Annotated in this window: 25 protein-coding genes, 2 tRNA genes and 1 rRNA gene; 7 read left to right on the forward strand and 21 right to left on the reverse strand. The window is 52.0% G+C overall.

What is annotated here, in order from left to right:
- Nucleotides 1–6 precede the first annotated feature (6 nt).
- The 8 genes from rffG to trxA all read right to left on the reverse strand — a co-directional run bounded on the left by rffG (nt 7) and on the right by trxA (nt 7,835).
- Nucleotides 7–1,074, reverse strand: coding sequence for a dTDP-glucose 4,6-dehydratase (rffG, locus tag BGE37_RS19175; RefSeq protein WP_105288340.1), 1,068 nt, complete (start codon nt 1,072–1,074; stop codon nt 7–9).
- Nucleotides 1,074–2,336, reverse strand: coding sequence for a UDP-N-acetyl-D-mannosamine dehydrogenase (wecC, locus tag BGE37_RS19180; RefSeq protein ID WP_000006603.1), 1,263 nt, complete (start codon nt 2,334–2,336; stop codon nt 1,074–1,076). Before wecC ends, rffG begins: the two co-directional genes overlap by 1 nt.
- On the reverse strand, nt 2,333–3,463 hold the full coding sequence (gene wecB / locus BGE37_RS19185) for a non-hydrolyzing UDP-N-acetylglucosamine 2-epimerase (protein WP_001364316.1): 1,131 nt from the start codon (nt 3,461–3,463) through the stop codon (nt 2,333–2,335). The genes wecC and wecB overlap by 4 nt, the downstream gene beginning before the upstream one ends.
- Before the next feature lie 55 nt (nt 3,464–3,518).
- Nucleotides 3,519–4,565, reverse strand: coding sequence for an ECA polysaccharide chain length modulation protein (gene wzzE / locus BGE37_RS19190; RefSeq protein WP_001355381.1), 1,047 nt, complete (start codon nt 4,563–4,565; stop codon nt 3,519–3,521).
- 11 nt (nt 4,566–4,576) lie between these two features.
- Nucleotides 4,577–5,680, reverse strand: a complete 1,104-nt coding sequence (wecA, locus tag BGE37_RS19195) for a UDP-N-acetylglucosamine--undecaprenyl-phosphate N-acetylglucosaminephosphotransferase (RefSeq protein WP_001050960.1) — start codon at nt 5,678–5,680, stop codon at nt 4,577–4,579.
- A gap of 239 nt (nt 5,681–5,919) precedes the next feature.
- Complete coding sequence (rho, locus tag BGE37_RS19200) at nt 5,920–7,179, reverse strand: transcription termination factor Rho (protein ID WP_001054527.1); 1,260 nt, start codon at nt 7,177–7,179, stop codon at nt 5,920–5,922.
- An 84-nt stretch (nt 7,180–7,263) separates the two neighbouring features.
- Entirely contained in the window at nt 7,264–7,365 is a 102-nt protein-coding gene (gene rhoL / locus BGE37_RS19205; protein WP_001295255.1) for a rho operon leader peptide RhoL, read from the reverse strand.
- Nucleotides 7,366–7,505: 140 nt separating this feature from the next.
- Entirely contained in the window at nt 7,506–7,835 is a 330-nt protein-coding gene (gene trxA / locus BGE37_RS19210; protein WP_001280776.1) for a thioredoxin TrxA, read from the reverse strand.
- A 130-nt stretch (nt 7,836–7,965) separates the two neighbouring features.
- On the opposite strand from trxA, the gene rhlB reads away from it, so the two are divergent.
- Together rhlB and gppA are read left to right on the forward strand one after the other, a co-directional pair.
- Nucleotides 7,966–9,231, forward strand: a complete 1,266-nt coding sequence (rhlB, locus tag BGE37_RS19215) for an ATP-dependent RNA helicase RhlB (RefSeq protein ID WP_000047508.1) — start codon at nt 7,966–7,968, stop codon at nt 9,229–9,231.
- A 135-nt stretch (nt 9,232–9,366) separates the two neighbouring features.
- On the forward strand, nt 9,367–10,851 hold the full coding sequence (gene gppA, locus BGE37_RS19225; RefSeq protein ID WP_001355380.1) for a guanosine-5'-triphosphate,3'-diphosphate diphosphatase: 1,485 nt from the start codon (nt 9,367–9,369) through the stop codon (nt 10,849–10,851).
- Nucleotides 10,852–10,898: 47 nt separating this feature from the next.
- Here gppA and rep read toward each other — a convergent pair whose 3' ends face one another.
- Nucleotides 10,899–12,920 (reverse strand): DNA helicase Rep, encoded by a 2,022-nt coding sequence (rep, locus tag BGE37_RS19230; RefSeq protein ID WP_001238880.1) that lies wholly within the window; start codon nt 12,918–12,920, stop codon nt 10,899–10,901.
- A gap of 216 nt (nt 12,921–13,136) precedes the next feature.
- Between rep and BGE37_RS19235 the strand changes: the two genes are divergently transcribed.
- Nucleotides 13,137–13,586, forward strand: a complete 450-nt coding sequence (locus tag BGE37_RS19235; protein ID WP_105288342.1) for a type II toxin-antitoxin system PemK/MazF family toxin — start codon at nt 13,137–13,139, stop codon at nt 13,584–13,586.
- Between the two features lie 152 nt (nt 13,587–13,738).
- Nucleotides 13,739–14,020, forward strand: coding sequence for a peptidylprolyl isomerase PpiC (ppiC, locus tag BGE37_RS19240; protein WP_001140258.1), 282 nt, complete (start codon nt 13,739–13,741; stop codon nt 14,018–14,020).
- A gap of 45 nt (nt 14,021–14,065) precedes the next feature.
- Here the strand turns inward: ppiC and ilvC are convergent, their stop codons facing one another.
- Nucleotides 14,066–15,541, reverse strand: coding sequence for a ketol-acid reductoisomerase (ilvC, locus tag BGE37_RS19245; RefSeq protein ID WP_000024951.1), 1,476 nt, complete (start codon nt 15,539–15,541; stop codon nt 14,066–14,068).
- 149 nt (nt 15,542–15,690) lie between these two features.
- Between ilvC and ilvY the strand changes: the two genes are divergently transcribed.
- On the forward strand, nt 15,691–16,581 hold the full coding sequence (gene ilvY / locus BGE37_RS19250) for an HTH-type transcriptional activator IlvY (protein ID WP_000365790.1): 891 nt from the start codon (nt 15,691–15,693) through the stop codon (nt 16,579–16,581).
- On the opposite strand, the gene ilvA is transcribed toward ilvY, so the two are convergent.
- The 7 genes from ilvA to ilvL form a co-directional block, all read right to left on the reverse strand.
- Complete coding sequence (ilvA, locus tag BGE37_RS19255) at nt 16,578–18,122, reverse strand: threonine ammonia-lyase, biosynthetic (RefSeq protein ID WP_105288346.1); 1,545 nt, start codon at nt 18,120–18,122, stop codon at nt 16,578–16,580. The two genes, ilvY and ilvA, sit on opposite strands and share 4 nt — an antisense overlap.
- Nucleotides 18,123–18,124: 2 nt before the next feature.
- Nucleotides 18,125–19,975, reverse strand: coding sequence for a dihydroxy-acid dehydratase (gene ilvD / locus BGE37_RS19260; protein WP_105288343.1), 1,851 nt, complete (start codon nt 19,973–19,975; stop codon nt 18,125–18,127).
- Between the two features lie 64 nt (nt 19,976–20,039).
- On the reverse strand, nt 20,040–20,969 hold the full coding sequence (gene ilvE / locus BGE37_RS19265; RefSeq protein ID WP_000208520.1) for a branched-chain-amino-acid transaminase: 930 nt from the start codon (nt 20,967–20,969) through the stop codon (nt 20,040–20,042).
- Between the two features lie 19 nt (nt 20,970–20,988).
- Nucleotides 20,989–21,252, reverse strand: coding sequence for an acetolactate synthase 2 small subunit (gene ilvM / locus BGE37_RS19270; protein WP_000983255.1), 264 nt, complete (start codon nt 21,250–21,252; stop codon nt 20,989–20,991).
- On the reverse strand, nt 21,249–22,895 hold the full coding sequence (gene ilvG / locus BGE37_RS19275) for an acetolactate synthase 2 catalytic subunit (RefSeq protein ID WP_039020271.1): 1,647 nt from the start codon (nt 22,893–22,895) through the stop codon (nt 21,249–21,251). The genes ilvM and ilvG overlap by 4 nt, the downstream gene beginning before the upstream one ends.
- A 2-nt stretch (nt 22,896–22,897) precedes the next feature.
- A complete protein-coding gene (ilvX, locus tag BGE37_RS19280) occupies nt 22,898–22,948 on the reverse strand; it encodes a peptide IlvX (protein WP_001387183.1) in 51 nt (16 codons plus the stop codon).
- 86 nt (nt 22,949–23,034) lie between these two features.
- Nucleotides 23,035–23,133, reverse strand: a complete 99-nt coding sequence (gene ilvL / locus BGE37_RS19285; RefSeq protein ID WP_001311244.1) for an ilv operon leader peptide — start codon at nt 23,131–23,133, stop codon at nt 23,035–23,037.
- Nucleotides 23,134–23,485: 352 nt separating this feature from the next.
- Between ilvL and BGE37_RS19295 the strand changes: the two genes are divergently transcribed.
- Complete coding sequence (locus tag BGE37_RS19295) at nt 23,486–25,006, forward strand: YifB family Mg chelatase-like AAA ATPase (RefSeq protein WP_105288344.1); 1,521 nt, start codon at nt 23,486–23,488, stop codon at nt 25,004–25,006.
- Nucleotides 25,007–25,030: 24 nt separating this feature from the next.
- Here the strand turns inward: BGE37_RS19295 and maoP are convergent, their stop codons facing one another.
- The gene (gene maoP, locus BGE37_RS19300; protein WP_000841001.1) at nt 25,031–25,369 is read right to left on the reverse strand and encodes a macrodomain Ori organization protein MaoP; all 339 of its coding nucleotides are present in this window, start codon (nt 25,367–25,369) and stop codon (nt 25,031–25,033) included.
- A gap of 118 nt (nt 25,370–25,487) precedes the next feature.
- On the opposite strand from maoP, the gene hdfR reads away from it, so the two are divergent.
- Nucleotides 25,488–26,327, forward strand: a complete 840-nt coding sequence (hdfR, locus tag BGE37_RS19305; protein WP_000379245.1) for an HTH-type transcriptional regulator HdfR — start codon at nt 25,488–25,490, stop codon at nt 26,325–26,327.
- A gap of 95 nt (nt 26,328–26,422) precedes the next feature.
- On the opposite strand, the gene BGE37_RS19310 is transcribed toward hdfR, so the two are convergent.
- The 3 genes from BGE37_RS19310 to rrf form a co-directional block, all read right to left on the reverse strand.
- A tRNA-Trp gene (locus BGE37_RS19310) sits at nt 26,423–26,498 on the reverse strand.
- A gap of 8 nt (nt 26,499–26,506) precedes the next feature.
- Nucleotides 26,507–26,583 (reverse strand) — tRNA-Asp (locus BGE37_RS19315).
- Between the two features lie 54 nt (nt 26,584–26,637).
- A 5S ribosomal RNA gene (rrf, locus tag BGE37_RS19320) occupies nt 26,638–26,753 on the reverse strand.
- Nucleotides 26,754–26,913: the final 160 nt, after the last annotated feature.

Raw genomic sequence — 26,913 nt, forward strand, 5'->3', positions numbered from 1 at the left:
TGAGAATTAGCCGTTCAGACCTAAACGCTCACCCTGATAGCTGCCGTCCTGCACCTGCTTCCACCAGCTTTCATTAGCCAGATACCACTGCACTGTTTTACGCATTCCACTTTCAAAGGTTTCCTGCGGCAGCCAGCCAAGTTCACGGGCAATTTTCGAAGCATCAATGGCATAGCGTAGGTCATGCCCTGGACGGTCAGCGACAAAGGTAATCAGATCGCGATAGTGCGCCACACCGTACGGTTTATTCGGGGCCAGTTCTTCCAGCAGCTCGCAGATGGTTTCCACAACCTCGAGATTCTTACGCTCGTTGTGACCACCAATATTATAGGTTTCACCGACTTTCCCGGTGGTCACCACGCAATACAGCGCGCGGGCATGATCTTCAACATATAACCAGTCACGGATTTGCTGCCCATTGCCATATACCGGCAGCGGTTTACCCGCCAGCGCGTTGAGGATCATCAGCGGGATCAGTTTTTCCGGAAAGTGGTAAGGACCGTAGTTATTAGAGCAGTTGGTGATTAACGTCGGCAGGCCGTAGGTCCGCAACCAGGCGCGCACCAGATGGTCGCTGCTTGCTTTTGAAGCAGAATAAGGGCTGCTCGGCGAATACGGCGTGGTTTCGGTGAAGAAATCATCTGTGGAATGCAGGTCACCGTATACTTCGTCGGTGGAGATATGATGAAAACGGAACGCCGATTTTTTGTCTTCTGCCAGCGTATTCCAGTAAGCCCGCGCCGCTTCAAGCAGTGTATAAGTCCCGACAATGTTGGTTTCGATAAACGCTGCCGGGCCGTCAATAGAACGGTCAACATGGCTTTCAGCTGCCAGATGCATGACGCAGTCTGGCTGATGTTCTGTGAAAACACGCGCCAGTTCTGCCCGATCGCAGATATCAACTTTCTCAAAGGCAAAGCGATCGCTTTGCGCAACCGGTGCCAGCGACATCAGGTTTCCGGCGTAGGTCAGCTTATCGACCACCACCACCGCATCGCTCGTTTCGTTGATGATATAACGCACCAGCGCCGAGCCAATAAACCCGGCACCGCCTGTTATCAGAATCTTTCTCATTAGCGCCAGACTCCTTTGGCATCGACGACATACTGCTGATGGACGTTGTCGCCATTGATAACTTTGAACTGACTATGATCGACCAACATCACCAGCACATCTGCCGTTGCCAGCGCCTCGTCAAGCTGCGCCAGAGTACAAAGCCCATTCAGTTTGTTCGGCAACTGGTGAATGTTAGGCTCAACAACCAGCGTTTCGCCGCTGTGCCACTGAGCGATCAATTCAGCGATTTCCATCGCCGGACTTTCGCGCAGGTCATCAATATTCGGTTTAAACGCCAGACCAAAACAGGCAATTTTCAGCTCACTGGCGCGTTTATCGGTAGCGGCCAGGCAGTCGGCAACCGCCGCTTTGACCTGATCAATCACCCAGAACGGTTTGTGATCGTTCACTTCACGCGCGGTACGGATAAGCCGCGCCTGCTGCGGATTCTGTGCCACGATAAACCACGGATCAACAGCGATGCAGTGGCCGCCCACGCCTGGGCCAGGCTGAAGAATATTGACGCGTGGGTGGCGATTCGCCAGGCGAATCAGTTCCCAGACGTTAATCCCCTGATCGGCACAAATCAGCGACAATTCATTAGCAAAAGCGATATTCACATCGCGGAAGCTGTTTTCGGTGAGCTTACACATTTCCGCCGTTCGCGAGTTAGTGACGACACACTCACCTTCGAGGAAAATTTTGTACAGTTCGCTGGCACGGGCCGAACAAACCGGCGTCATACCACCAATCACGCGATCGTTTTTAATCAGCTCGACCATAACCTGGCCCGGTAACACGCGTTCCGGGCAGTAAGCAATGTTGACGTCCGCCTGCTCGCCCACCTGCTGTGGGAAAGTCAGGTCCGGACGCATCTCTGCTAACCATTCTGCCATCTTCTCGGTTGACCCCACCGGCGAGGTGGATTCAAGGATCACCAGCGCGCCTTTTTTCAGCACTGGCGCAATGGAGCGAGCAGCCGATTCAACGTAAGCCATATCAGGCTCATGATCGCCTTTAAACGGCGTGGGTACAGCAATCAGCCAGGCATCCGCTTCAACCGGCGTCGTGCTCGCTCGTAAAAAACCGCCTTCTACGGCAGTTTTTACTACGCTCGCCAAATCAGGCTCGACGATATGGATTTCGCCACGATTGATGGTATCAACCGCGTGTTGGTTGATATCAACACCAATCACCTGTTTTTGCCGGGAGGCAAACGCTGCCGCCGTTGGCAGTCCAATGTAACCCAGTCCAATGACAGAAATGGTCGCAAAACTCATAGTGATATCCGATTATTTTTTAACGCTTCCAGAATGCGAGAGCATGCCTGACCATCACCATACGGGTTATGGGCGCGGCTCATGGTTTGATATTCGTTTTCGTCTTTTAAAAGACGCGTCACTTCCTCGACGATTCGCTGCTTATCCGTGCCGACCAGACGTACCGTACCCGCCTTCACTGCTTCCGGACGTTCAGTGGTTTCACGCATCACCAGCACTGGTTTCCCCAGCGAAGGCGCTTCCTCCTGAATGCCACCTGAATCGGTCAAAATCAGCCAGGCGTGGTTCATCAGCCAGACAAACGGTAAATACTCCTGGGGATCGATCAGAATGACATTTTTCACGTGCCCCAGAATGCGATTGACCGGCTCTCTGACATTCGGGTTGAGATGCACCGGATAGACAATCTGAATGTCCTGGTGAGTGGTGGCGATGTCTGCCAGCGCATGGCAGATTTCTTCAAAGCCACGACCAAAACTCTCACGTCTGTGACCGGTCACCAGAATCATTTTTTTATCAGGGTCGATAAACGGATAATTTGCCGCCAGTTCTGAACGCAGCGTATCGCTGCTCATCACCTGGTCACGCACCCATAACAGTGCATCAATAACGGTATTACCGGTAATGAAGATTCGGCTGTCAGCAACGTTTTCACGCAGCAAGTTTTGCCGGGACGTTTCGGTTGGAGAGAAGTGATACATCGCCAGATGCCCGGTCAATGTACGATTTGCCTCTTCCGGCCACGGCGAATAGAGATCGCCCGTGCGCAGACCAGCCTCAACGTGACCAACAGGAATACGCTGATAAAACGCCGCCAGACTGGTTGCCAGCGTCGTCGTCGTATCGCCGTGAACCAGCACGACGTCTGGTTTGAACTCGGCAAGAATAGGTTTTAGCCCTTCCAGAATCCGACAGGTTATCTCTGTCAGACCCTGTCCTGGCTGCATTATGTTGAGATCGTAGTCAGGTACAATGGAAAAGAGTTTCAGCACCTGATCGAGCATCTCCCGATGCTGCGCAGTGACGCAAACTTTAGCCTCAAAAAAAGGATCTTTTGCCAACGCATGCACCAACGGCGCCATCTTGATGGCTTCCGGGCGCGTACCAAATACAGTCAGTACTTTCACATCGATTCTCTTCGAATAAGCGGCGAGCGCCTTTGCGCTCACCGCAGCAGTGTTGCTATTTCGAGCAACGGCGGGTTAATGCGACACCAGCCCCGATCAGCCCCCCGACAATGCCCCACATAATCATCAGGAAGGCACGACGTGGGCTATCGCGTTTTACCGGTTCTTCCGGCGTACGCAAATAGCGATAGGTCTGAAAACGCGGATCCAGGGTTGGACCAACATTCAGGGTGTTTAACATGGCCCGATTCTGATCATAGTCGAGATCAAAGGCCGGACCGACGGCCTGTAAATTTTCCAGTCGCGCCTGGAGCATTGGACGCCCAAGCAGGAACATTTCTGAATCAGGTAGTTCCTCGGCAGGTACATCTGTCGCACTGCGCGAAATATTATGCTGCTCAGCAATTTTCAGCGCCTGTTCAATGCTGTTCATCCGGCGGTCGTAGATGGCTTTCGCCACTTCTTCCTGACGCTTCACCTGAGCTTTCATCTGGATGGTACGCGCCGCCCATGCGCCTTTCAGCTCATCATTCAGATGGCTGGCAGCTCGTTGGCTGGCAAACGCAACATACTGACGTAACAGGTTATTAGCGTCAGGCGCGGTTTCGGCAATCAGCTTAACGCTATCATTGACCGCACGCGTGAAGTCACCGGGAATAAACACGATGTTGTTAATCATTTCATCCAGCAACGCCGCATCGGCTTTGCTGTTCCCGACCATCCGCTGTTTATAATAGTCTGTCTGCAACCAGAAATCGCGGCGGGTATCCCACGAGGCCAGTTGCATAACAAACTCTTTATAGGCTTCATCCATGACCGATGGTTGGTCGGCAGAAGCCATGTTCGAACGGACGTCCAGGTTACGCAAAAATTGCTGCTGCGAGTAGTATCCTCCCAGCATATTCACTGTTGGACGATCGGTAATCGCCGTCGAGCTCCACTCCTGACGAGCAAAAAAAGTATACGCCAGCGCGATTAACGCAAACGCCAGCCCCATGCCAATAATCCACAGCTTCCCAGCCCACAAGGTACGAAACAACCCACGAATATCCAGTTCATTTTCAGCGTCTTCGGCCGGTTTCCCAGGCATTGGTTGTGTCATCACATCCTCATTTATTTGGTTAAATTGGGGCTGCCACCACGATTTCTACGCAGTCTGCGTTTTACGCGCTTAATAAAGCGAGCAACTTTCCAGGCACGCTTAATGCAATATCCATAGAGGAAGAATGCTAGCAAAAAGAGCACCAGCATGACCCATTCCGGGACAAAATGAGAGTATTCTGCCAGCACGCCAATTGAGGCGAGCAGTGCTGCGGCAAGGGTAATCAGCACAAACGCCTGGCGGGAAGTAAACCCGGCACGCATGATCAAATGGTGAATATGCTGACGGTCAGGAGAGAATGGGCTCATGCCTTTACGCAGGCGACGGTACATAATTGCCACCATATCCATTAGCGGAATGGCGATAATCCATAATGCAGTAACCGGGCTTATTGGGTGCGTTTTTCCCTGAGTCGTTTCGAGCAGGATCCAGATAACGGTAAAACCAATCAGCGTACTGCCCGCATCACCCATAAAGACTTTGTAGCGGCGACCCAGGATACCAAGGTTGAGCATGATATAGGGCAGGATGGCGGCGATCATCGCAAAGCACCAGATAGCGAGGCTGGTTTGCCCGTCGAACCACAAAATCATACCGATTGCTGCAAACGAGACGCAGGACAACCCGCCCAGCAAGCCATCAATGCCATCAACCATGTTGAAAGCATTAATTGCCGCCCAGACGGCAAATAGCGTCAGGAAGTAGCCAAACGGTCCGAGCACCATCTCCCAGGAGCCAAAGATATAACCCAGGCTACTGAGATAAAGTTTGCCGAACACCATCATAACAATGCCAACAGCGGCCTGTATGGTGGCACGGATTTTTACGCTGATATCAAAACGGTCATCCAGCGCACCGATGAACACAAGCACACCGGCACAAGCAAGATAGAGAGATGCATGCGGAATATAATAATCGACAATTCCGAACGTGAAGCAAATCCCTGCGTAAACCGAAATACCCCCAACGAGAGGTATCAATCCCTGGTGACGTTTGCGGAAGTTAGGTTTATCCACTAAACCGACTTTTTTTGCTACCTTTCGGGCAAAAAACAGAAACAGTGTCGTGAATAAAAAAATACTGATGAGATCAGTACTCACTGTCAGTAAATTCACAATGCATGCTCTCAGAGAAAATTATTAGCAGAAGTATAACCACGAAGACCTTTATTCAGAAGGGAAAGTCCGTTCCGAACCCACCAGCCCTGTGCAAAAATTAATCATTCGATATGCAAATTGCATAACACACGAGCAAAACCCAGGAATTTTCCTAACATTGCCAGTGCGGCAATAAGATTACAGATATAAAAGCAAAACGCCACGTAAACACGTGGCGTTTTTGGCATAAGACAAATTTATGAGCGCTTCATCATTTCGAAGAAATCGTCATTGGTCTTGGTCATCGCCAGTTTATTAATGAGGAACTCCATGGCATCGATTTCGCCCATCGGGTGAATGATTTTGCGCAGGATCCACATTTTCTGCAGCTCTTCCTGAGTAGTGAGCAGCTCTTCTTTACGGGTACCGGAACGGTTGTAGTCGATTGCCGGGAAGACGCGTTTTTCAGCGATCTTACGAGAGAGGTGCAGTTCCATGTTGCCTGTACCTTTAAACTCTTCGTAGATAACTTCGTCCATCTTGGAACCGGTATCGATAAGCGCGGTAGCGATAATGGTCAGGCTGCCACCCTCTTCCACGTTACGCGCCGCACCGAAGAAGCGTTTCGGACGATGCAGGGCGTTGGCATCCACACCACCAGTCAGCACTTTACCTGACGCCGGAACAACGGTGTTGTAAGCGCGCGCCAAACGAGTGATGGAGTCGAGCAGAATGATAACGTCTTTCTTGTGCTCAACCAGGCGTTTCGCCTTCTCGATCACCATTTCCGCAACCTGAACGTGGCGAGATGCGGGTTCGTCAAAGGTAGAAGCAACAACTTCACCTTTTACCAGTCGCTGCATCTCGGTTACTTCTTCCGGACGTTCGTCGATCAGCAGAACCATCAGCACACAATCCGGGTGGTTGTAAGCAATGCTCTGAGCAATGTTCTGCAGCAGCATGGTTTTACCGGCTTTCGGCGGTGCCACAATCAGACCACGCTGACCACGACCGATAGGTGATGCCAGATCCAGTACGCGAGCGGTTAAATCTTCAGTAGAACCGTTACCACGTTCCATGCGCAGACGAGAGTTTGCGTGCAGCGGGGTTAAGTTCTCAAAGAGGATTTTGTTGCGGGCGTTTTCAGGTTTGTCGAAGTTAACTTCGTTAACTTTCAGCAGCGCAAAATAGCGTTCACCTTCTTTCGGCGGGCGAATCTTACCAGAGATGGTATCACCAGTGCGGAGGTTGAAACGGCGGATTTGGCTAGGAGAAACGTAGATGTCATCAGGACCGGCGAGGTAGGAGCTGTCTGCGGAACGGAGGAAACCAAATCCATCCTGCAATATCTCCAGTACGCCATCACCAAAGATATCTTCGCCACTCTTTGCGTGCTGCTTCAGGATGGCAAAAATAATGTCCTGCTTACGCATACGAGCCAGGTTTTCCAGCCCCATATTTTCGCCGAGAGTGATCAGCTCAGAAACCGGCGTATTCTTTAATTCGGTAAGATTCATAGTGGTGTGAGTTCTTAAACTTGGGGTAAATCTCGAACTTAATGTTGTGAATGGTATGGCAGGATCATCCATGCCTGTTTACGGTCATCGACTCATGTCTTTTCGCTGCCTGGTCACAGGAGAGTACGCAGAACTGAAACGACAAGACGGATTGAGTGACGAGCCAGAAATCTGTTCACTTCGCATTTAAGATAAAACGGGAAGCGTTGGAAATTACAAGATTCAAACTTAATAAGGTATGTTTAATACGAAGTCAACACTAAGTTAGCATGACTCACGCCGGGCGTCCAGTTTTTAGCGACAGGGCACCCGAACATGAAATTCCCTTACGCCAGGTTAGCGTCGAGGAACTCTTTCAACTGACCTTTAGACAGTGCGCCCACTTTGGTTGCCGCCACTTCACCGTTTTTGAACAGCAGCAGAGTCGGGATACCACGGATGCCATATTTCGGCGCAGTGCCAGGGTTTTGATCGATGTTCAGTTTTGCAACGGTCAGTTTGCCCTGATATTCGTCAGCGATTTCATCCAGAATCGGGGCGATCATTTTGCACGGACCGCACCACTCTGCCCAGAAATCAACGAGGATCGCCCCGTCCGCTTTGAGTACATCCGTGTCAAAACTGTCGTCAGTCAGGTGAATAATTTTATCGCTCATATATAACTCCACAGGAATAAGCCTGGCGTGTTGGTTTCGTTGTTGGTGTAACATTAACCAACTAAAGGTTGACTTTATTTCACCGGATACGCTTTCGTAAAGCAATAGTAAGCTGATATTCTACCACACTATGAGCAAAACACATTTAACAGAACAGAAGTTTTCCGACTTCGCCCTGCATCCGAAGGTTGTAGAAGCCCTTGAAAAAAAAGGGTTTCATAACTGTACGCCCATTCAGGCACTGGCCCTTCCGCTGACGCTGGCGGGTCGTGACGTAGCCGGGCAGGCGCAAACCGGTACCGGGAAAACGATGGCGTTTCTTACGTCAACGTTTCATTATCTTCTCTCTCATCCCGCGATTGCCGATCGCAAGGTGAATCAGCCGCGTGCCTTAATTATGGCACCGACGCGTGAACTTGCCGTGCAGATCCACGCCGATGCGGAGCCACTGGCGCAAGCTACCGGCCTGAAGCTGGGTCTGGCTTACGGTGGTGATGGCTACGACAAACAGCTGAAAGTGCTGGAAAGCGGCGTTGACATACTGATTGGCACCACGGGTCGTTTAATTGACTACGCCAAGCAGAACCACATTAACCTCGGTGCCATTCAGGTGGTGGTACTGGACGAAGCCGATCGCATGTACGATCTGGGCTTTATTAAAGATATACGCTGGCTGTTCCGCCGTATGCCGCCTGCAAACCAGCGCCTCAACATGCTGTTCTCCGCCACGCTTTCGTACCGGGTACGCGAACTGGCATTCGAGCAGATGAACAATGCCGAATATATTGAAGTGGAACCGGAACAGAAAACGGGCCACCGTATAAAAGAAGAGCTTTTCTACCCTTCTAACGAAGAAAAAATGCGTTTGCTGCAAACGCTGATTGAAGAAGAATGGCCAGACCGAGCGATTATTTTCGCCAACACCAAACATCGTTGTGAAGAGATCTGGGGCCACCTGGCGGCAGATGGTCATCGTGTCGGTTTGTTGACAGGCGATGTCGCGCAGAAAAAACGTCTGCGTATTCTTGATGAATTTACCCGTGGCGATCTGGATATTCTGGTTGCCACCGACGTTGCCGCGCGTGGTTTGCATATTCCGGCAGTGACGCACGTCTTTAACTACGATTTACCCGATGACTGTGAAGATTACGTTCACCGTATTGGTCGTACAGGTCGCGCAGGCGCAAGCGGTCACTCTATCAGCCTGGCCTGTGAAGAGTATGCATTGAATTTGCCTGCTATTGAGACCTATATTGGTCACTCAATTCCGGTAAGCAAATACAATCCGGACGCATTGATGACCGATCTGCCAAAACCGCTGCGCCTCACACGCCCGCGTACAGGTAATGGTCCGCGTCGTACTGGCGCTCCGCGTAATCGTCGTCGTTCAGGTTAAATAAAAAATGTCATACTCAAAATCATTCAAACTGTATCAAGATGGCAAGAGAATTAATCCCAATGAGCTTACTGTAGTAAGTGATTCGGATGAAAGAACGCAGCCAACGCAGAGACAGATTGAAGGATGAAGAGTATGGGTTCCACCTCGTCATTATATGCAGCCATTGATCTCGGTTCGAATAGTTTTCATATGCTGGTTGTGCGCGAGGTGGCTGGAAGCATCCAGACGCTGACGCGAATTAAACGCAAAGTGCGTCTGGCTGCTGGCCTGAACAGCGAAAATGCCCTGTCTAATGAAGCAATGGAGCGCGGTTGGCAATGTTTGCGCCTGTTTGCTGAACGTCTGCAAGATATCCCTCCCTCACAAATTCGCGTTGTCGCTACGGCGACGTTACGCCTTGCCGTCAATGCCGGTGATTTTATTGCCAAAGCGCAGGAAATCCTCGGTTGTCCGGTACAAGTGATCAGCGGTGAAGAAGAAGCCCGCCTGATTTATCAGGGTGTTGCTCACACCACTGGCGGTGCCGATCAGCGCCTGGTGGTGGATATCGGCGGTGCCAGTACTGAACTGGTAACCGGTACTGGCGCACAAACCACCTCGTTGTTCAGCCTGTCGATGGGCTGCGTCACCTGGCTGGAACGCTATTTTGCCGATCGTAATCTGGGGCAGGAAAATTTTGATGCCGCAGAAAAAGCGGCACGCGAAGTGTTACGTCCGGTTGCCGATGAATTGCGGTATCACGGCTGGAAAGTATGCGTTGGTGCTTCCGGCACTGTGCAGGCCTTACAAGAAATCATGATGGCACAGGGGATGGATGAACGGATTACCCTGGAAAAGTTGCAGCAACTGAAACAACGCGCCATTCATTGTGGTCGACTGGAGGAACTGGAGATCGACGGACTGACGCTGGAACGTGCGTTAGTGTTCCCGAGTGGTCTGGCGATCCTGATAGCCATTTTTACCGAACTGAATATTCAGTGTATGACCCTGGCTGGCGGTGCACTGCGTGAAGGCCTGGTCTACGGCATGTTGCATCTGGCCGTCGAGCAGGATATTCGCAGCCGTACACTGCGTAATATTCAACGCCGCTTTATGATCGATATTGATCAGGCTCAGCGAGTAGCCAAAGTTGCGGCTAACTTCTTCGATCAGGTGGAAAACGAATGGCATCTTGAAGCGATTAGCCGTGATTTGCTCATCAGCGCCTGTCAGCTTCATGAAATCGGTCTGAGCGTTGATTTCAAACAAGCGCCGCAACATGCTGCTTATCTGGTGCGTAATCTGGATCTTCCCGGTTTTACGCCTGCACAGAAAAAATTACTGGCGACGCTACTACTCAACCAGACGAACCCAATAGATCTCTCCTCGTTGCATCAACAAAATGCCGTACCGCCACGCGTCGCAGAACAACTCTGCCGTTTACTACGCCTGGCCATCATTTTTGCCAGCCGTCGCCGTGACGATCTCGTGCCAGAGATGACATTAAAGGCCAACCATGAACTGTTGACCTTGACGCTTCCGCAAGGTTGGCTAACCCAACATCCGCTGGGTAAAGAGATTATTGATCAGGAAAGCCAGTGGCAAAGCTATGTTCACTGGCCGTTGGAAGTACATTAAAGAATAATATGCCGGATGCGATGCTCGCGCATCTTACCCGGCCTTGATTATTTCCCTCGTTTTGCTGCCATCATCGCCTTCAGATTTGCCAGATGGTTTTGGCCTTTCTGCATTCGTTCTTCGGCGCTGACAACTTTGCGCTCCTGTTCCCAAACCAAATCATCCTGCGGCAGCTCCAGCAGGAAGCGACTCGGCTCCGGGCGCACCAGTTCGCCGTACTGACGGCGTTCTTTACACAGCGTAAAGGTCAATTCCTTCTGGGCGCGGGTGATGCCAACATAGGCCAGCCGACGCTCCTCATCGATATTGTCTTCATCGATGCTGCTCTGGTGGGGCAAAAATCCTTCTTCCATACCGACCATGTAGACATAGGGAAACTCCAGCCCTTTTGACGCGTGCAGAGTCATCAGTTGTACCTGATCCAGCTCTTCCTCGCTCTCGCCGCGCTCCATCATGTCTCGCAGAGTAAAGCGCGTCACCACCTGAGTGAGCGTCATCGGCTCATCCAGTTCACTGCCTTCCAGCATCTCCGTCATCCAGCTAAACAGTTGGTTGACGTTCTTCATGCGCATTTCGGCAGCTTTCGGGCTGGGCGATGTTTCATACAGCCAGGATTCATAATCCATGCCGTGGATCAGATCGCGTACTGCGGCAATCGGCTCCCGCTCCGCCAGGCGCTGGATTTCCGCCAGCCAGTGAGTGAAGCGGGTCAATGCTTCATAACCACGTCCACTAAGCGTCTGACTCAGGCCCATATCAAAACTGGCGGTAAACATACTTTTATTGCGCGTCATCGCCCACTCGCCCAGCTTTTTCAGCGTCGCCGGACCAATCTCTCTCTTCGGCGTGTTAACGATACGCAGGAACGCACTATCATCGTCCGGGTTAGTCAGCACACGCAGATAAGCCAGCAAATCCTTGATTTCCGGGCGAGAGAAGAATGAAGTACCGCCAGATATTTTGTACGGGATGCGGTTTTGCATCAGGAATTTTTCAAACACCCGCGACTGATGGTTACCACGATAAAGAATGGCGTAATCTTTGTACTGCGTTTTATTGACGAAGTGATGGGCGATCAATTCACCGGTGACGCGCTCGGCCTCATGTTCCTCGTTATTCGCGCTTAAAACTTTTAGCTCTGTGCCGTAACCCAGTTCAGAAAAAAGACGCTTTTCAAAGACGTGCGGGTTATTGGCGATAAGGATGTTCGCCGCTTTCAGAATACGCCCGGAAGAGCGATAGTTCTGTTCGAGTTTAATCACCTTCAGCGCCGGAAAATCCTGGCTCAACAGCACCAGGTTTTGCGGACGTGCGCCGCGCCAGGAGTAGATCGACTGGTCGTCATCGCCAACTACGGTAAAGCGCGCGCGGCTGCCCACCAGCAGTTTCACCAGTTCATACTGGCTGGTGTTGGTGTCCTGATACTCATCCACCAGCAGGTAGCGAATTTTGTTCTGCCAGCGCTCGCGGACTTCTTCATTGCGTTGCAGCAGTAACGTCGGCAATAAAATCAGATCGTCGAAGTCGAGAACGTTGCACGCTTTCAGGTGTGAATCATACAGCCCATAACAATGGGCAAAAATACGGTCCCGCTCGCCCTTTGCTTCTGCCGCCGCCTGCGCCGGTGTTTTGAGATCGTTCTTCCAATTGGAGATGGTCGAAATCAGCTGTTGCAGAAGAACTTTGTCATCTTCAATCAGCCCCTCGGTCAGTTCTTTGAGCAACGCCAGTTGATCGGTATCGTCAAACAGTGAAAAGTTCGCTTTCATCCCAAGCGCCGCATACTCCCGTTTGATGATATCCAGCCCTAATGTATGGAAGGTGGAGATCATCAGCCCGCGCGCCTCTTTACGCCCCAGCGTCTGCCCGACACGCTCTTTCATCTCGCGCGCCGCCTTATTGGTAAAGGTCACCGCCGCGATATGTCGCGCCTGATAACCGCAACCGCGGATCAGATGGGCGATTTTATTGGTGATAACACGAGTTTTACCGGAACCCGCGCCCGCCAGCACCAGGCAGGGGCCGGTAACGAATTCGACAGCTTGTTGTTGGCCGGGGTTTAGACGCATAGGTGTATTGCTCAATCTTCGAACGGGGGGAGGATTGTAGCAGAATCGCATTTGAATGTGACCGAGTGAAAACCGCTAACCGGATGGCTGCGGATGTTTAAATCAGAGAGGGAAGGCCGAAACCAGAGTTCATCATGAATCCATTAGACTTAGAAAATATCGGGTCGTAACGTTGTGTTATTACTTTTTCAGAGTTTACTAAGGAGAGGTTTACTCGTGGCGATTAATTTCAGCCCTAAGGTTGGTGAAATACTGGAATGCAACTTTGGTAACTATTCTGTTAGCCAGAATGGACAGTTCAGCACGACGTATTACGATGGCCGCATTCCACCTGAGATGATAAAAAATAGGTTGGTTGTCGTGCTCAACGGAAAAATTAATGGCAACGCATGTATCGTCATTCCATTATCAACCACTCGCGACCATGACAAGTTAAATCGTGGAATGCATGTTGAAATAGCCAGTAATGTTATCAATGACCTGCAATTCTTTGATCAGCAGATACGTTGGGCTAAAGCCGACCTGGTACAACAAGTCAGTCGAAACCGATTAAACAGAGCAAGGACTTATCGGGGGTATCTTAATCAATGTTTGCCACATGAGTTGGTTGCAGACATACAGAGGGCAGTCATCAAGTCAATCAATGCCATATCGCTCATAAATTGACAATAAAATCACCATCCCCGATAATGACTCTGTAGCCCATAGAGGCCCTAAGTTTTCTCCCCCTTGAGGGACCTGCGAAGCCCGGATTTTCCGGGCTTTTGCCATATATGTCCCCCCTCCCTGACTGACAATTTTTAATTCAAGGCACGATCATGGCAAAAACAGCAGCAGCACTGCATATCCTTGTAAAAGAAGAGAAACTGGCTCTGGAACTTCTCGAGCAGATTAAGAATGGTGCCGATTTCGGCAAGCTGGCGAAGAAACACTCCATCTGCCCGTCAGGCAAACGCGGCGGTGATTTAGGTGAATTCCGCCAGGGCCAGATGGTTCCGGCGTTCGATAAAGTGGTGTTCTCTTGTCCGGTACTGGAGCCGACTGGTCCGCTGCATACCCAGTTCGGGTATCACATCATCAAGGTGCTGTACCGTAACTAACAGCAAGGCCTTCTCCGGGAGAAGGCCTTGAACTCTGAATCGCTATTAACCCGCAACAGCAATGCGTTTCATATCTGTCATATAGCCGCGCAGTTTCTTACCAACCTGCTCAATTGCATGGCTGCGAATTGCTTCATTTACATCACGCAGCTGCGCGTTATCTACCGCACCTTCCGGAATAGCTTTACCTAAGTCGCCCGGTTGCAGCTCTGCCATAAACGGTTTCAGCAACGGCACACAAGCGTAAGAGAACAGGTAGTTACCGTACTCGGCGGTATCAGAGATAACCACGTTCATTTCGTACAGACGCTTACGGGCGATGGTGTTGGCAATCAGCGGCAGTTCGTGCAGTGATTCATAGTAAGCAGACTCTTCGATGATGCCGGAATCAACCATGGTTTCGAATGCCAGCTCAACGCCTGCTTTTACCATCGCGATCATCAGTACGCCTTTATCGAAGTACTCCTGCTCGCCGATTTTGCCTTCATACTGCGGCGCGGTTTCGAACGCGGTTTTGCCGGTCTCTTCACGCCAGGTCAGCAGTTTCTTATCGTCGTTGGCCCAGTCAGCCATCATGCCGGAAGAGAATTCGCCGGAGATGATGTCATCCATATGTTTCTGGAACAGCGGTGCCATAATCTCTTTCAGCTGTTCTGACAGCGCATAAGCACGCAGTTTCGCCGGGTTAGAGAGACGGTCCATCATCAGGGTGATGCCGCCCTGCTTCAGGGCTTCGGTGATGGTTTCCCAACCGAACTGAATCAGTTTTTCTGCATATGCCGGGTCGGTGCCTTCTTCCACCAGCTTGTCGAAGCACAGCAGAGAGCCAGCCTGCAACATACCGCACAGAATGGTTTGCTCGCCCATCAGGTCAGATTTCACTTCCGCAACAAAGGACGATTCCAGCACGCCAGCACGGTGACCACCAGTTGCTGCCGCCCATGCTTTAGCGATCGCCATGCCTTCGCCTTTCGGATCGTTTTCCGGGTGAACGGCAATCAGCGTCGGTACGCCAAACCCACGTTTGTACTCTTCACGCACTTCAGTGCCAGGGCATTTCGGCGCAACCATTACTACGGTGATGTCTTTACGGATCTGCTCGCCCACTTCGACGATGTTGAAACCATGTGAGTAACCCAGCGCCGCGCCGTCTTTCATCAGTGGCTGTACGGTGCGCACCACGTCGGAGTGCTGTTTGTCTGGCGTCAGGTTAACCACCAGATCTGCCTGCGGGATCAGCTCTTCGTAAGTACCCACTTTAAAACCGTTTTCGGTCGCTTTACGCCAGGATGCGCGCTTCTCAGCGATAGCTTCTTTACGCAGGGCATAAGAGATATCCAGACCAGAATCACGCATGTTCAGGCCCTGGTTCAGACCCTGCGCACCACAACCGACGATGACCACTTTTTTACCCTGAAGGTAGCTCGCGCCATCGGCGAATTCGTCGCGGCCCATAAAGCGACATTTGCCCAGCTGTGCCAGCTGCTGGCGCAGGTTCAGTGTATTAAAGTAGTTAGCCATGGTGATTCCTCGTGATGTTGTGCTTCTTATTGTTCGGTTCGCGTTTGCGAGATTGAATTCACTATATGACAGGAAATTTATTGCGGAAATTGATATATTCACAACGTCACATTGCAATTTTTGCAACATCAACATTGAGGGCTGCGCCATTGGATTTACGCGATCTGAAAACCTTCCTGCATCTGGCGGAAAGCCGCCATTTTGGCCGCAGCGCGCGGGCGATGCACGTTAGTCCATCCACGCTTTCCCGACAGATTCAGCGCCTGGAAGAAGATCTCGGTCAGCCGCTGTTTGTGCGCGATAACCGTACGGTGACGCTGACCGAAGCGGGCGAAGAACTGCGCGTTTTCGCCCAGCAAACACTGTTGCAGTATCAGCAATTGCGCCACACCATCGACCAGCAAGGACCGTCGCTCTCTGGCGAATTACATATCTTCTGCTCGGTGACCGCTGCCTACAGCCATCTGCCGCCGATTCTTGACAGATTCCGCGCGGAACACCCGTCAGTGGAGATCAAACTCACTACCGGTGATGCGGCGGATGCGATGGAAAAAGTGGTGACAGGGGAAGCGGATCTGGCGATTGCCGGGAAGCCGGAGACGCTGCCCGGTGCGGTGGCGTTTTCGATGCTGGAGAATCTGGCAGTGGTGCTGATCGCGCCTGCCCTACCGTGCCCGGTGCGTAATCAGGTTTCGGTAGAGAAGCCGGACTGGTCTACAGTGCCGTTTATCATGGCAGATCAGGGGCCGGTGCGCCGCCGCATTGAGTTGTGGTTCCGACGCAATAAAATCAGTAACCCGATGATTTACGCCACGGTTGGCGGGCATGAAGCGATGGTTTCGATGGTGGCGCTCGGCTGCGGCGTGGCATTGTTGCCGGAAGTGGTGCTGGAAAACAGCCCGGAACCGGTGCGTAACCGCGTGATGATTCTGGAGCGTAGCGATGAGAAAACGCCGTTTGAGCTGGGCGTTTGTGCACAAAAAAAGCGGCTGCATGAGCCGCTGATTGAGGCTTTCTGGAAGATTTTACCGAACCATTAACCCGCCAAAAAGAACCTGAACGCCGGGTTATGGGTTTCGTCGTGGCAATCGTAGCCCAGCTCATTCAGCCGGGTTTCGAAATCCGGTTCGTGGTCGCCAAGCTCGAACGCCGCCAGTACGCGCCCGTAGTCGGTGCCGTGGCTGCGATAATGGAAAAGCGAAATGTTCCAGTGGGTACCTAGCGTGTTGAGGAAGCGCAGCAGCGCACCCGGTGATTCCGGGAATTCGAAGCTGTAGAGACGTTCCTGCAACGGATGCGATGGACGCCCGCCAACCATATAGCGCACGTGTAGCTTCGCCATTTCGTCGTCGGAGAGATCAACCACGCTGTAGCCGCCATCGTTGAGCATCTGCAAAATTTCTCTTCGCTCTTCGAGCCCGCGGCTTAAGCGCACGCCGACGAAAATGCAGGCGTTTTTCGCATCGGCAAAGCGGTAGTTGAACTCGGTGACCGAACGCCCGCCAAGCAACTGGCAGAACTTCAGGAAGCTGCCCTTCTCTTCCGGGATGGTCACCGCCAGCAGCGCTTCACGTTGTTCGCCCAGTTCGCAGCGTTCCGAGACGTAGCGCAGGCCGTGGAAGTTCACGTTAGCACCGGAAAGAATATGCGCCAGCCGTTCACCGCGAATGTTGTGCTGAGCGATATATTTTTTCATCCCTGCCAGCGCCAGCGCGCCGGAAGGTTCCGCCACTGCGCGCACATCTTCGAATAAATCCTTCATCGCCGCACAGATCGCATCACTATCGACGGTGATGATGTCGTCGAGATACTCCTGGCATAAACGGAATGTTTCGTCGCCAATGCGTTTTACCGCTACGCCTTCAGCAAATAGCCCCACGCGCGGCAGATCAACCGGATGACCCGCATCCAGCGCCGCTTTCAGGCAGGCGGAGTCTTCCGCTTCAACGGCGATCACTTTGATTTGCGGCATCAGCTGTTTGATCAGCACCGCCACACCCGCCGCCAGGCCGCCGCCGCCGACCGGCACAAATACGCGATCGAGATGAGCGTCCTGCTGGAGCAGCTCCAGCGCCAGCGTGCCTTGCCCAGCGATCACCATCGGGTGGTCGAACGGTGGCACCCAGGTGAAGCCCTGCTGCTGTGACAGTTCGATCGCTTTCGCTTTTGCTTCGTCAAAGTTCGCGCCATGAAGCAACACTTCGCCGCCAAAGCCGCGTACCGCATCAACTTTGATATCGGCGGTGGCGGTTGGCATGACGATCAGCGCCTTCACGCCTAACCGTGCGGAAGAAAACGCGACGCCCTGCGCGTGATTACCCGCCGAGGCAGTGATCACGCCATGCGCTTTTTGTTCTTCCGTCAGGCCCGCCATCATGGCGTATGCACCGCGCAGCTTAAAGCTGTGTACCGGCTGGCGATCTTCGCGCTTCACCAGAATCACGTTATCAAGACGCGACGAGAGCTTTTCCATTTTTTGTAGCGGCGTGACCTGCGCCGCCTCGTAAACCGGTGCACGTAGCACCGCTCTTAAATATTCGGCGCCTTCCGGAGCACCAGACAGGGGTTGTGAGTCTGCCATCATTAACCCCCCAGTTTCGATTTATCGCGCACCGCGCCTTTGTCGGCGCTGGTTGCCAGGCTGGCGTAGGCGCGCAGGGCAAAGGAAACCTGACGTTCACGGTTTTTCGGCGTCCAGGCTTTGTCGCCACGGGCTTCCTGCGCTTCACGACGGGCCGCCAGTTCGGCATCGCTTACCTGTAACTGAATGCCACGGTTCGGAATGTCGATAGCGATCAGGTCACCATCTTCAATCAGGCCAATGCTGCCGCCGCTTGCCGCTTCCGGCGAGACGTGGCCGATGGAAAGACCAGAGGTGCCGCCGGAGAAGCGTCCATCGGTGATCAGCGCACAGGCTTTGCCGAGCCCCATTGATTTCAGGAAGCTGGTTGGGTAGAGCATTTCCTGCATGCCAGGGCCGCCTTTCGGGCCTTCATAGCGGATCACCACCACATCGCCCGCGACAACTTTACCACCGAGGATCGCGTCTACCGCGTCGTCCTGGCTTTCGTACACTTTCGCCGGGCCGGTGAATTTTAGGATGCTGTCATCGACGCCTGCGGTTTTAACGATGCAGCCGTTTTCTGCGAAATTACCGTAGAGCACCGCCAGACCGCCGTCTTTGCTGTAGGCGTGTTCCAGCGAGCGGATACAGCCATTGGAGCGATCGTCGTCCAGCGTATCCCAGCGGCAATCCTGCGAGAATGCCTGTGTAGTACGAATGCCCGCAGGGCCAGCGCGGAACATATTTTTTACCGCATCATCCTGGGTCACGACGATGTCGTATTGCTCAAGGGTTTGCGGCAACGTCAGGCCAAGTACGTTTTTCACATCACGGTTCAGTAACCCCGCGCGATCCAGTTCGCCGAGAATACCGATAACACCACCAGCACGGTGAACATCTTCCATATGGTATTTCTGGGTGCTCGGCGCGACTTTACACAGCTGCGGTACTTTGCGGGAGAGCTTATCGATATCACTCATGGTGAAGTCGATTTCCGCTTCCTGTGCCGCCGCCAGCAGGTGAAGTACGGTGTTAGTCGATCCGCCCATCGCGATATCCAGCGTCATGGCGTTTTCAAACGCCGCCTTACTGGCGATGTTACGCGGCAGTGCGCTTTCATCATCCTGTTCGTAGTAACGTTTGGTCAATTCAACAATGCGTTTACCGGCATTGAGGAACAACTGCTTACGGTCAGCGTGGGTTGCCAGCAGCGAGCCGTTGCCCGGCTGCGACAGACCCAGAGCTTCGGTCAGGCAGTTCATCGAGTTAGCGGTGAACATCCCGGAGCAGGAACCGCAGGTTGGGCATGCGGAACGTTCAACCTGATCGCTCTGGGAGTCAGAGACTTTCGGGTCTGCGCCCTGGATCATCGCATCAACCAGATCAAGTTTGATGATCTGATCGGACAGTTTGGTTTTCCCGGCCTCCATCGGGCCGCCGGAAACAAAGATCACCGGAATATTCAGGCGCAGGGAAGCCATCAGCATCCCCGGGGTGATTTTGTCGCAGTTAGAGATGCAGACCATGGCGTCGGCGCAGTGGGCATTGACCATATACTCAACGGAATCAGCGATCAGTTCGCGAGATGGCAGTGAATAAAGCATCCCCCCGTGGCCCATAGCGATCCCATCATCCACCGCAATGGTATTGAACTCTTTGGCAACGCCGCCAGCCGCTTCAATTTGTTCGGCGACCAGTTTACCGAGATCGCGCAGATGAACGTGACCCGGTACAAATTGGGTGAACGAGTTCACAACCGCGATAATCGGCTTACCGAAATCGGCGTCGGTCATTCCGGTGGCGCGCCACAGCGCACGAGCACCCGCCATATTACGACCATGAGTGGTGGTGGCGGAACGGTACTTAGGCATACTTTATTTACTCCCAGTGTCTGTCTCGTAAATGGGACGGTGCGTGCCGTCCCATTTTTTGTATTTATTGATTAACTTGATCTAACCAGCCCCATTTATCTTCGGTTTCACCAGTGAAGAGGCCGAAGAAGGCTTGCTGGATGCGTTTGGTAACCGGGCCACAACGGCCTTCGCCTACCTGGATACCATCTACACTGCGCACTGGCGTGATTTCAGCTGCTGTACCAGACATAAACACTTCATCCGCCAGGTACAGTGATTCGCGCGACAGCACCTGCTCACGCACTTCAATTCCCAGTTCTTTCGCCAGTTTGATGATGGCGTCACGGGTAATCCCCGGCAGCGCGGATGAGGTGAACGGTGGGGTAAACAGCACACCGTCTTTCACTTCAAACAGGTTTTCGCCCGCACCTTCAGAGATATAACCATTCACGTCCAGCGCGATACCTTCCTGATAACCGTGGCGGCGCGCTTCGCTACCCACCAGCAGAGAAGAGAGGTAGTTACCACCGGCTTTTGCCGCGGTTGGGATGGTGTTTGGCGCTGCGCGGTTCCAGGAGGAAACCATTGCATCGATCCCCTGCTCCAGCGCTTCTGCACCCAGATACGCTCCCCACGGGAAAGCGGCGATAATCACGTCGGTTGAGTATCCCGCTGGCGGGTTTACGCCCATGCCAACATCACCGACGAAGATCAGCGGACGGATATAGGCGCTGGTGAGATTGTTTTTGCGGATCACGTCACGACACGCTTCCATCAGCTCATCAATGCTCTGCGAAACCGGGAAGCGATAGATTTTGGCGGAGTCATGCAGACGCTGCATATGCTCACGATGGCGGAATACAACTGGTCCTTTGTGCGAATCATAGCAACGGATACCTTCAAAAACTGAGGTACCATAGTGCAGCGCGTGCGACATCACATGCACCTTCGCGTCTTCCCAGCGAACCATTTCCCCATTGAACCAAATGTAATCAGCTTTCTTCGTGGTCATTTTTATATTCCTTTTGCGCTCAGGCGCGGATTTGTTGTGATGTGGTTGTGCTCTGGCAGATGGCAACGTGTGCGACGTCCACCAGTTTATTTAACTGACTAAACAGTAAGTCGACCGACCGTGGGCTGGCAACGGTCAATTCGATATTTATATTTTGTGCATCGCTGGCGGCGGCCATATTCATTGAGCAGACGTGGAAACCACGATGACGCACCACGCGTAAAACACGTTCTAAGGTTTCCGGATTGAAGCGAGCCGATACATTGACCTGATGTTGCATCATGATAATTTCTCCAACATTTCTGAATTACTGGCGCCAGGCGGCACCAGCGGCCAGACGTTCTCAAGTTCGTCGATTGAGACATGAAGCAGGTATGGCCCATCACTGTTCAGCATGGTGTCGAGTGCCGCTTCAACCTGGTCTTTACGGGTGATGTGTTGGCCAGGGATGCCGAAGGCGCTGGCTAACATGAGGAAATCGGGATTATCGGTAAGGGTGGTTTCGCTATATCGTTCCTGGAAAAACAGTTGCTGCCATTGTCGAACCATCCCTAACCGTTGGTTATCGAGTAAGACGATTTTCAACGGTAACTGCTTGCGTTTTACGGTGCCCAGCTCTTGCACATTCATCATGAAAGAGCCGTCACCGGAGATACAGACGACGGTATCGTTCGGTCGCGCAACTTGCGCACCAACCGCTGCCGGTAAACCAAACCCCATGGTGCCTAATCCGCTTGAAGTGATGAAATTTTCCGGGCGAGTGTGGACGATGTGCTGCGCGGCCCACATCTGGTGCTGCCCTACATCTGTGGTTACTACACAATCTTCAGGTTTACGATCCGACAGTTGTTTTAACAACAACGGCGCGTAGATAGCATCACCGGGATGGTTGTAACGCCATGCATGTTCATCACGCAGCTGCGCGCAGTGTTGCTGCCAGTCATTGATATTCAACGGCTGTCGTAATGCCGGTAACAGAGCATTTAAATCACCCTGCAATGCCACATGCGCCTGACGCAGCTTGTTCATTTCTGCCGGGTCAATATCCATATGGATAACGCTGGCGTGTGGTGCGAAGGTGTTCAGTTTGCCAGTTACCCGGTCATCAAAACGTGCACCCACGGCGATCAACAAGTCACATTCCTGCACCGCAAAGTTCGCCGCTTTGGTGCCGTGCATCCCCAGCATGCCCAGATAGTACGGATAATCCGCATCAACTGCGCCAAGTCCTTTCAGCGTGCAGGTGGCAGGCATTTTTGTGGCAGAGAGAAATTCTCGTAATGCAGGAACTGCCTGCGCCATACCCACGCCACCGCCAACGTACAGCATCGGTTTTTGCGCTTTTGCCAACATCTGGCGCGCTTGCTCGACTTCGGCATGTGGGAAAGTCACTTCGTTTTCAACGGTGGTGAACCAGGGTTCCAGATCGCCGCTAGCTAACTGGATATCTTTTGGGATATCGACCAAAACCGGACCGGGACGACCTGAGCTGGCGACGTCAAACGCTTCGGCCATGATACGCGGTAACTCTTCCAGTGATTGCACCAGGAAACTGTGCTTGGTGCAGGCTAACGACAACCCCAGAATATCCACCTCCTGAAATGCGTCAGTGCCGATAAACGGTGCGGATACCTGACCGGTGATAGCAACAACGGGGATGGAATCTAACAGCGCGTCCGCAAGCCCGGTTATCAGGTTGGTTGCGCCCGGACCAGATGTGGCGATACATACGCCAGTTTTGCCGGTAGCACGGGCATAACCGATAGCCGCCATTGCCGCGCCCTGCTCATGCCGGCACAGCAAGTGCTCCACGCCGCCGTCATACAATGCATCGTAAACCGGCATAATTGCGCCACCCGGATAACCGAAAACGGTATTCACACCTTGTGCCCGCAACGCATGTACCACCCACTGTGCGCCATTCATAGTTAGTTCCCCGTCCTGAATCTTGAGAAACAGAATTTTGTGCTGTTATTCATTGTCTGCTCCTCGGTTATGTTTTTAAGGTCAAAAAAAACCCCCGGACCTTTCGGTGCGGGGGTCTTAGTTCGTTAAGGCTTGATCTCTAAGCCTTTCCTCGTCCAAGTGCAGCCCCGCACGGTGGGATAATAATCACCACCACGCTAATCACGACCAGGCTAATCACTCGTAGAAGGGCTGTCATTTTGTCTTTTCTTGCATCTTGTTCGAAGGAATGCCTAAAGAGTTACCATAGATTTTGCGAATAGCACAAGATATTTTTTGGCCGATTTTTATGATGCCTTTAATAATTTCAATAGAAATTGTTGTTTTTTAAAAAGAAAACAGTGAGTGAAAAAAATTCAATTTCAGTATGAATGTTGTTCCCTTCCTCGTAGTTAATCCTTTGTCCACTGCATTTTTGCGAGCATCGTTCCACCGCCAGAACAACTCAACTTCACTTGCACAAATAAACAGGAATCAGCCACTAAAATTCACGAATTAGCGGGCTACAGCAGCGATATCTTATGCACATAATGGCGACTCAAGGAGGGCTTATGTCACTGTCAATTGTTCATACCCGCGCAGCCCTGGGAGTAAATGCGCCCCCAATCACTGTTGAGGTACATATCAGTAAAGGTCTACCCGGCTTAACGATGGTGGGCTTACCAGAAACAACGGTAAAAGAAGCTCGCGATCGCGTGCGCAGCGCCATTATCAATAGCGGATATGAATATCCGGCGAAAAAAATCACCATCAACCTTGCTCCAGCCGATCTGCCAAAAGAAGGGGGACGATATGATTTGCCTATCGCTATTGCGTTACTGACGGCCTCAGAACAGCTTACAGCCAATAAGTTAGATGAATATGAATTAGTCGGAGAACTGGCGCTTACAGGCGCTCTGCGTGGCGTTCCCGGCGCAATCTCCAGTGCAACTGAAGCTATTAAGTCGGGCAGAAAAATTATCGTCGCGAAAGATAACGAAGATGAAGTGGGGCTAATTAACGGTGAAGGATGCCTGATAGCCGATCATCTGCAGGCTGTCTGTGCGTTTCTGGAAGGTAAGCACGCTCTCGAACGCCCGAAACCAACTGATGCAGTATCCCGGGCGCTACAACATGATCTCAGTGATGTTGTCGGTCAGGAGCAAGGAAAGCGAGGACTGGAAATTACCGCCGCTGGCGGACACAACCTTTTACTGATTGGACCGCCGGGAACAGGTAAAACAATGCTCGCCAGCCGTATTAATGGCCTGTTGCCAGATTTAAGCAATGAAGAGGCACTGGAGAGCGCTGCGATATTAAGTCTGGTAAATGCTGAATCAGTACAAAAACAATGGCGGCAGCGCCCGTTCCGCTCACCTCATCACAGTGCGTCGTTAACTGCGATGGTGGGCGGTGGTGCAATTCCAGGGCCTGGTGAAATTTCGCTGGCGCATAACGGCGTGCTTTTTCTTGATGAGTTACCTGAATTTGAACGGCGTACACTGGATGCCTTGCGAGAGCCGATTGAATCCGGGCAGATCCATCTTTCACGCACGCGAGCAAAAATAACCTATCCAGCCCGTTTCCAGCTTGTCGCGGCGATGAATCCCAGCCCTACCGGACATTATCAGGGAAACCATAACCGCTGCACACCAGAGCAAACGCTGCGTTATCTCAACCGACTCTCTGGTCCCTTTCTCGACCGCTTCGATCTCTCACTGGAGATCCCATTACCGCCACCCGGCATTTTGAGTAAAACGGTAGTGCCGGGAGAAAGCAGCGCCACCGTTAAACAACGCGTAATGGCCGCCAGAGAGCGCCAATTTAAGCGGCAGAATAAACTGAATGCCTGGCTGGATAGTCCGGAAATACGCCAATTCTGCAAGCTTGAGAGCGAAGATGCGCAGTGGCTGGAAGAAACGCTGCTTCATCTGGGGTTATCGATTCGTGCCTGGCAGCGGTTACTTAAAGTTGCACGAACCATTGCTGATATTGATCAGTCTGACATTATTACACGTCAGCATTTGCAAGAGGCTGTTAGCTATCGTGCTATCGACCGCTTGCTCATCCATTTGCAAAAACTGCTGACATAAAAAAAGGGCATTTCGCCCTTTTTATTAATCGTCGGAATCGGTGTAGTCTTCAGCACCTTCAACCTGCGGTTTACCGCCGGAAAGGGTGTGAAAACGTTTTGGACGCTTGATACGCGTCATATACTTGGACCACACGCGTTCTGCTTCTGTCACTGGCTCACGTTCGCCACGGCATACTGCTACGAAGAGTTTCTCTTCCTCGGTAACCGGCTCGCGTTTGCCGAGATCCAGCTCATTGAAGGCATAACCATGACGCTCAAGCAGTTGTGCCTCTTTGATGGTGAAATCACCATGACGAGAGAATCCACGTGGATAATGTTTATTGTCGAAATATCGATTAGTCGTCGTAAAGCTTTCCGCCATCCTGCACGCTCCTAATTCTTTGACCGAGCTAGTTATGGCGCGGAGTATTAGTTACGCTTGACAGAGTGTAAAACAAAACATTTAAATCATAACGACAAATAATTTTGCGGAGAGCACTGTGGATACGGAATTGTTAAAAACTTTCCTGGAAGTTAGCCGAACGCGTCACTTTGGTCGAGCGGCTGAATCGCTCTATCTGACCCAGTCAGCAGTGAGCTTTCGAATCAGACAACTGGAAAATCAACTGGGTGTGAACCTTTTCACCCGCCACAGAAACAATATCCGTTTAACCGCTGCCGGTGAAAAGCTACTGCCCTATGCAGAAACGCTCATGAGTACCTGGCAGGCCGCCCGTAAGGAGGTGGCGCATACCTCACGACATAATGAGTTTTCTATCGGTGCCAGCGCCTCGTTGTGGGAATGTATGCTTAATCAGTGGTTGGGACGCTTGTATCAAAACCAGGATGCCCATACAGGTTTACAGTTCGAAGCGCGAATTGCCCAACGGCAGTCTCTGGTAAAACAGCTGCATGAACGCCAGCTTGATCTTCTTATTACTACTGAAGCGCCCAAAATGGACGAATTTAGCAGTCAGTTGCTGGGGTATTTCACTTTAGCGCTTTATACCAGTGCCCCTTCCAAACTTAAGGGAGATCTTAACTATCTGCGACTGGAATGGGGGCCAGATTTTCAACAACATGAGGCAGGTTTGATCGGTGCTGACGAAGTTCCCATTCTGACAACGAGTTCAGCTGAACTGGCACAGCAACAGATTGCGATGCTTAATGGTTGCACCTGGCTACCAGTCAGCTGGGCGCGTAAAAAAGGCGGCCTACATACCGTTGTCGATAGCACAACACTTTCACGGCCGCTTTATGCTATATGGCTGCAAAATAGCGATAAAAATGCGTTGATTCGTGATCTATTGAAAATTAACGTGCTGGATGAAGTGTATTAATCAAAATGACTGGCAAGGATGCCGGTGGAAGGATTTACTTCGGAGAGGGTTGTTACAGATAAAAAAAATCCTTAGCTTTCGCTAAGGATGATTTCTGGCAGGGGCGGAGAGACTCGAACTCCCAACACCCGGTTTTGGAGACCGGTGCTCTACCAATTGAACTACGCCCCTAATTAGGGTGGCGGAACGGACGGGACTCGAACCCGCGACCCCCTGCGTGACAGGCAGGTATTCTAACCGACTGAACTACCGCTCCACCGAATTCTTTTACAACCACCGGTTTTATGACCGGCTTACTGCTTAATTTGATGCCTGGCAGTTCCCTACTCTCGCATGGGGAGACCCCACACTACCATCGGCGCTACGGCGTTTCACTTCTGAGTTCGGCATGGGGTCAGGTGGGACCACCGCGCTAAGGCCGCCAGGCAAATTCTGTTTCATCAGACCGCTTCTGCGTTCTGATTTAATCTGTATCAGGCTGAAAATCTTCTCTCAATCCGCCAAAACATCTTCGGCGTTGTAAGGTTAAGCCTCACGGTTCATTAGTACCGGTTAGCTCAACGCATCGCTGCGCTTACACACCCGG

The organism is Escherichia sp. MOD1-EC6300 (assembly GCF_002965045.1).
In the GTDB taxonomy this organism is placed as follows: domain Bacteria; phylum Pseudomonadota; class Gammaproteobacteria; order Enterobacterales; family Enterobacteriaceae; genus Escherichia; species Escherichia coli_F.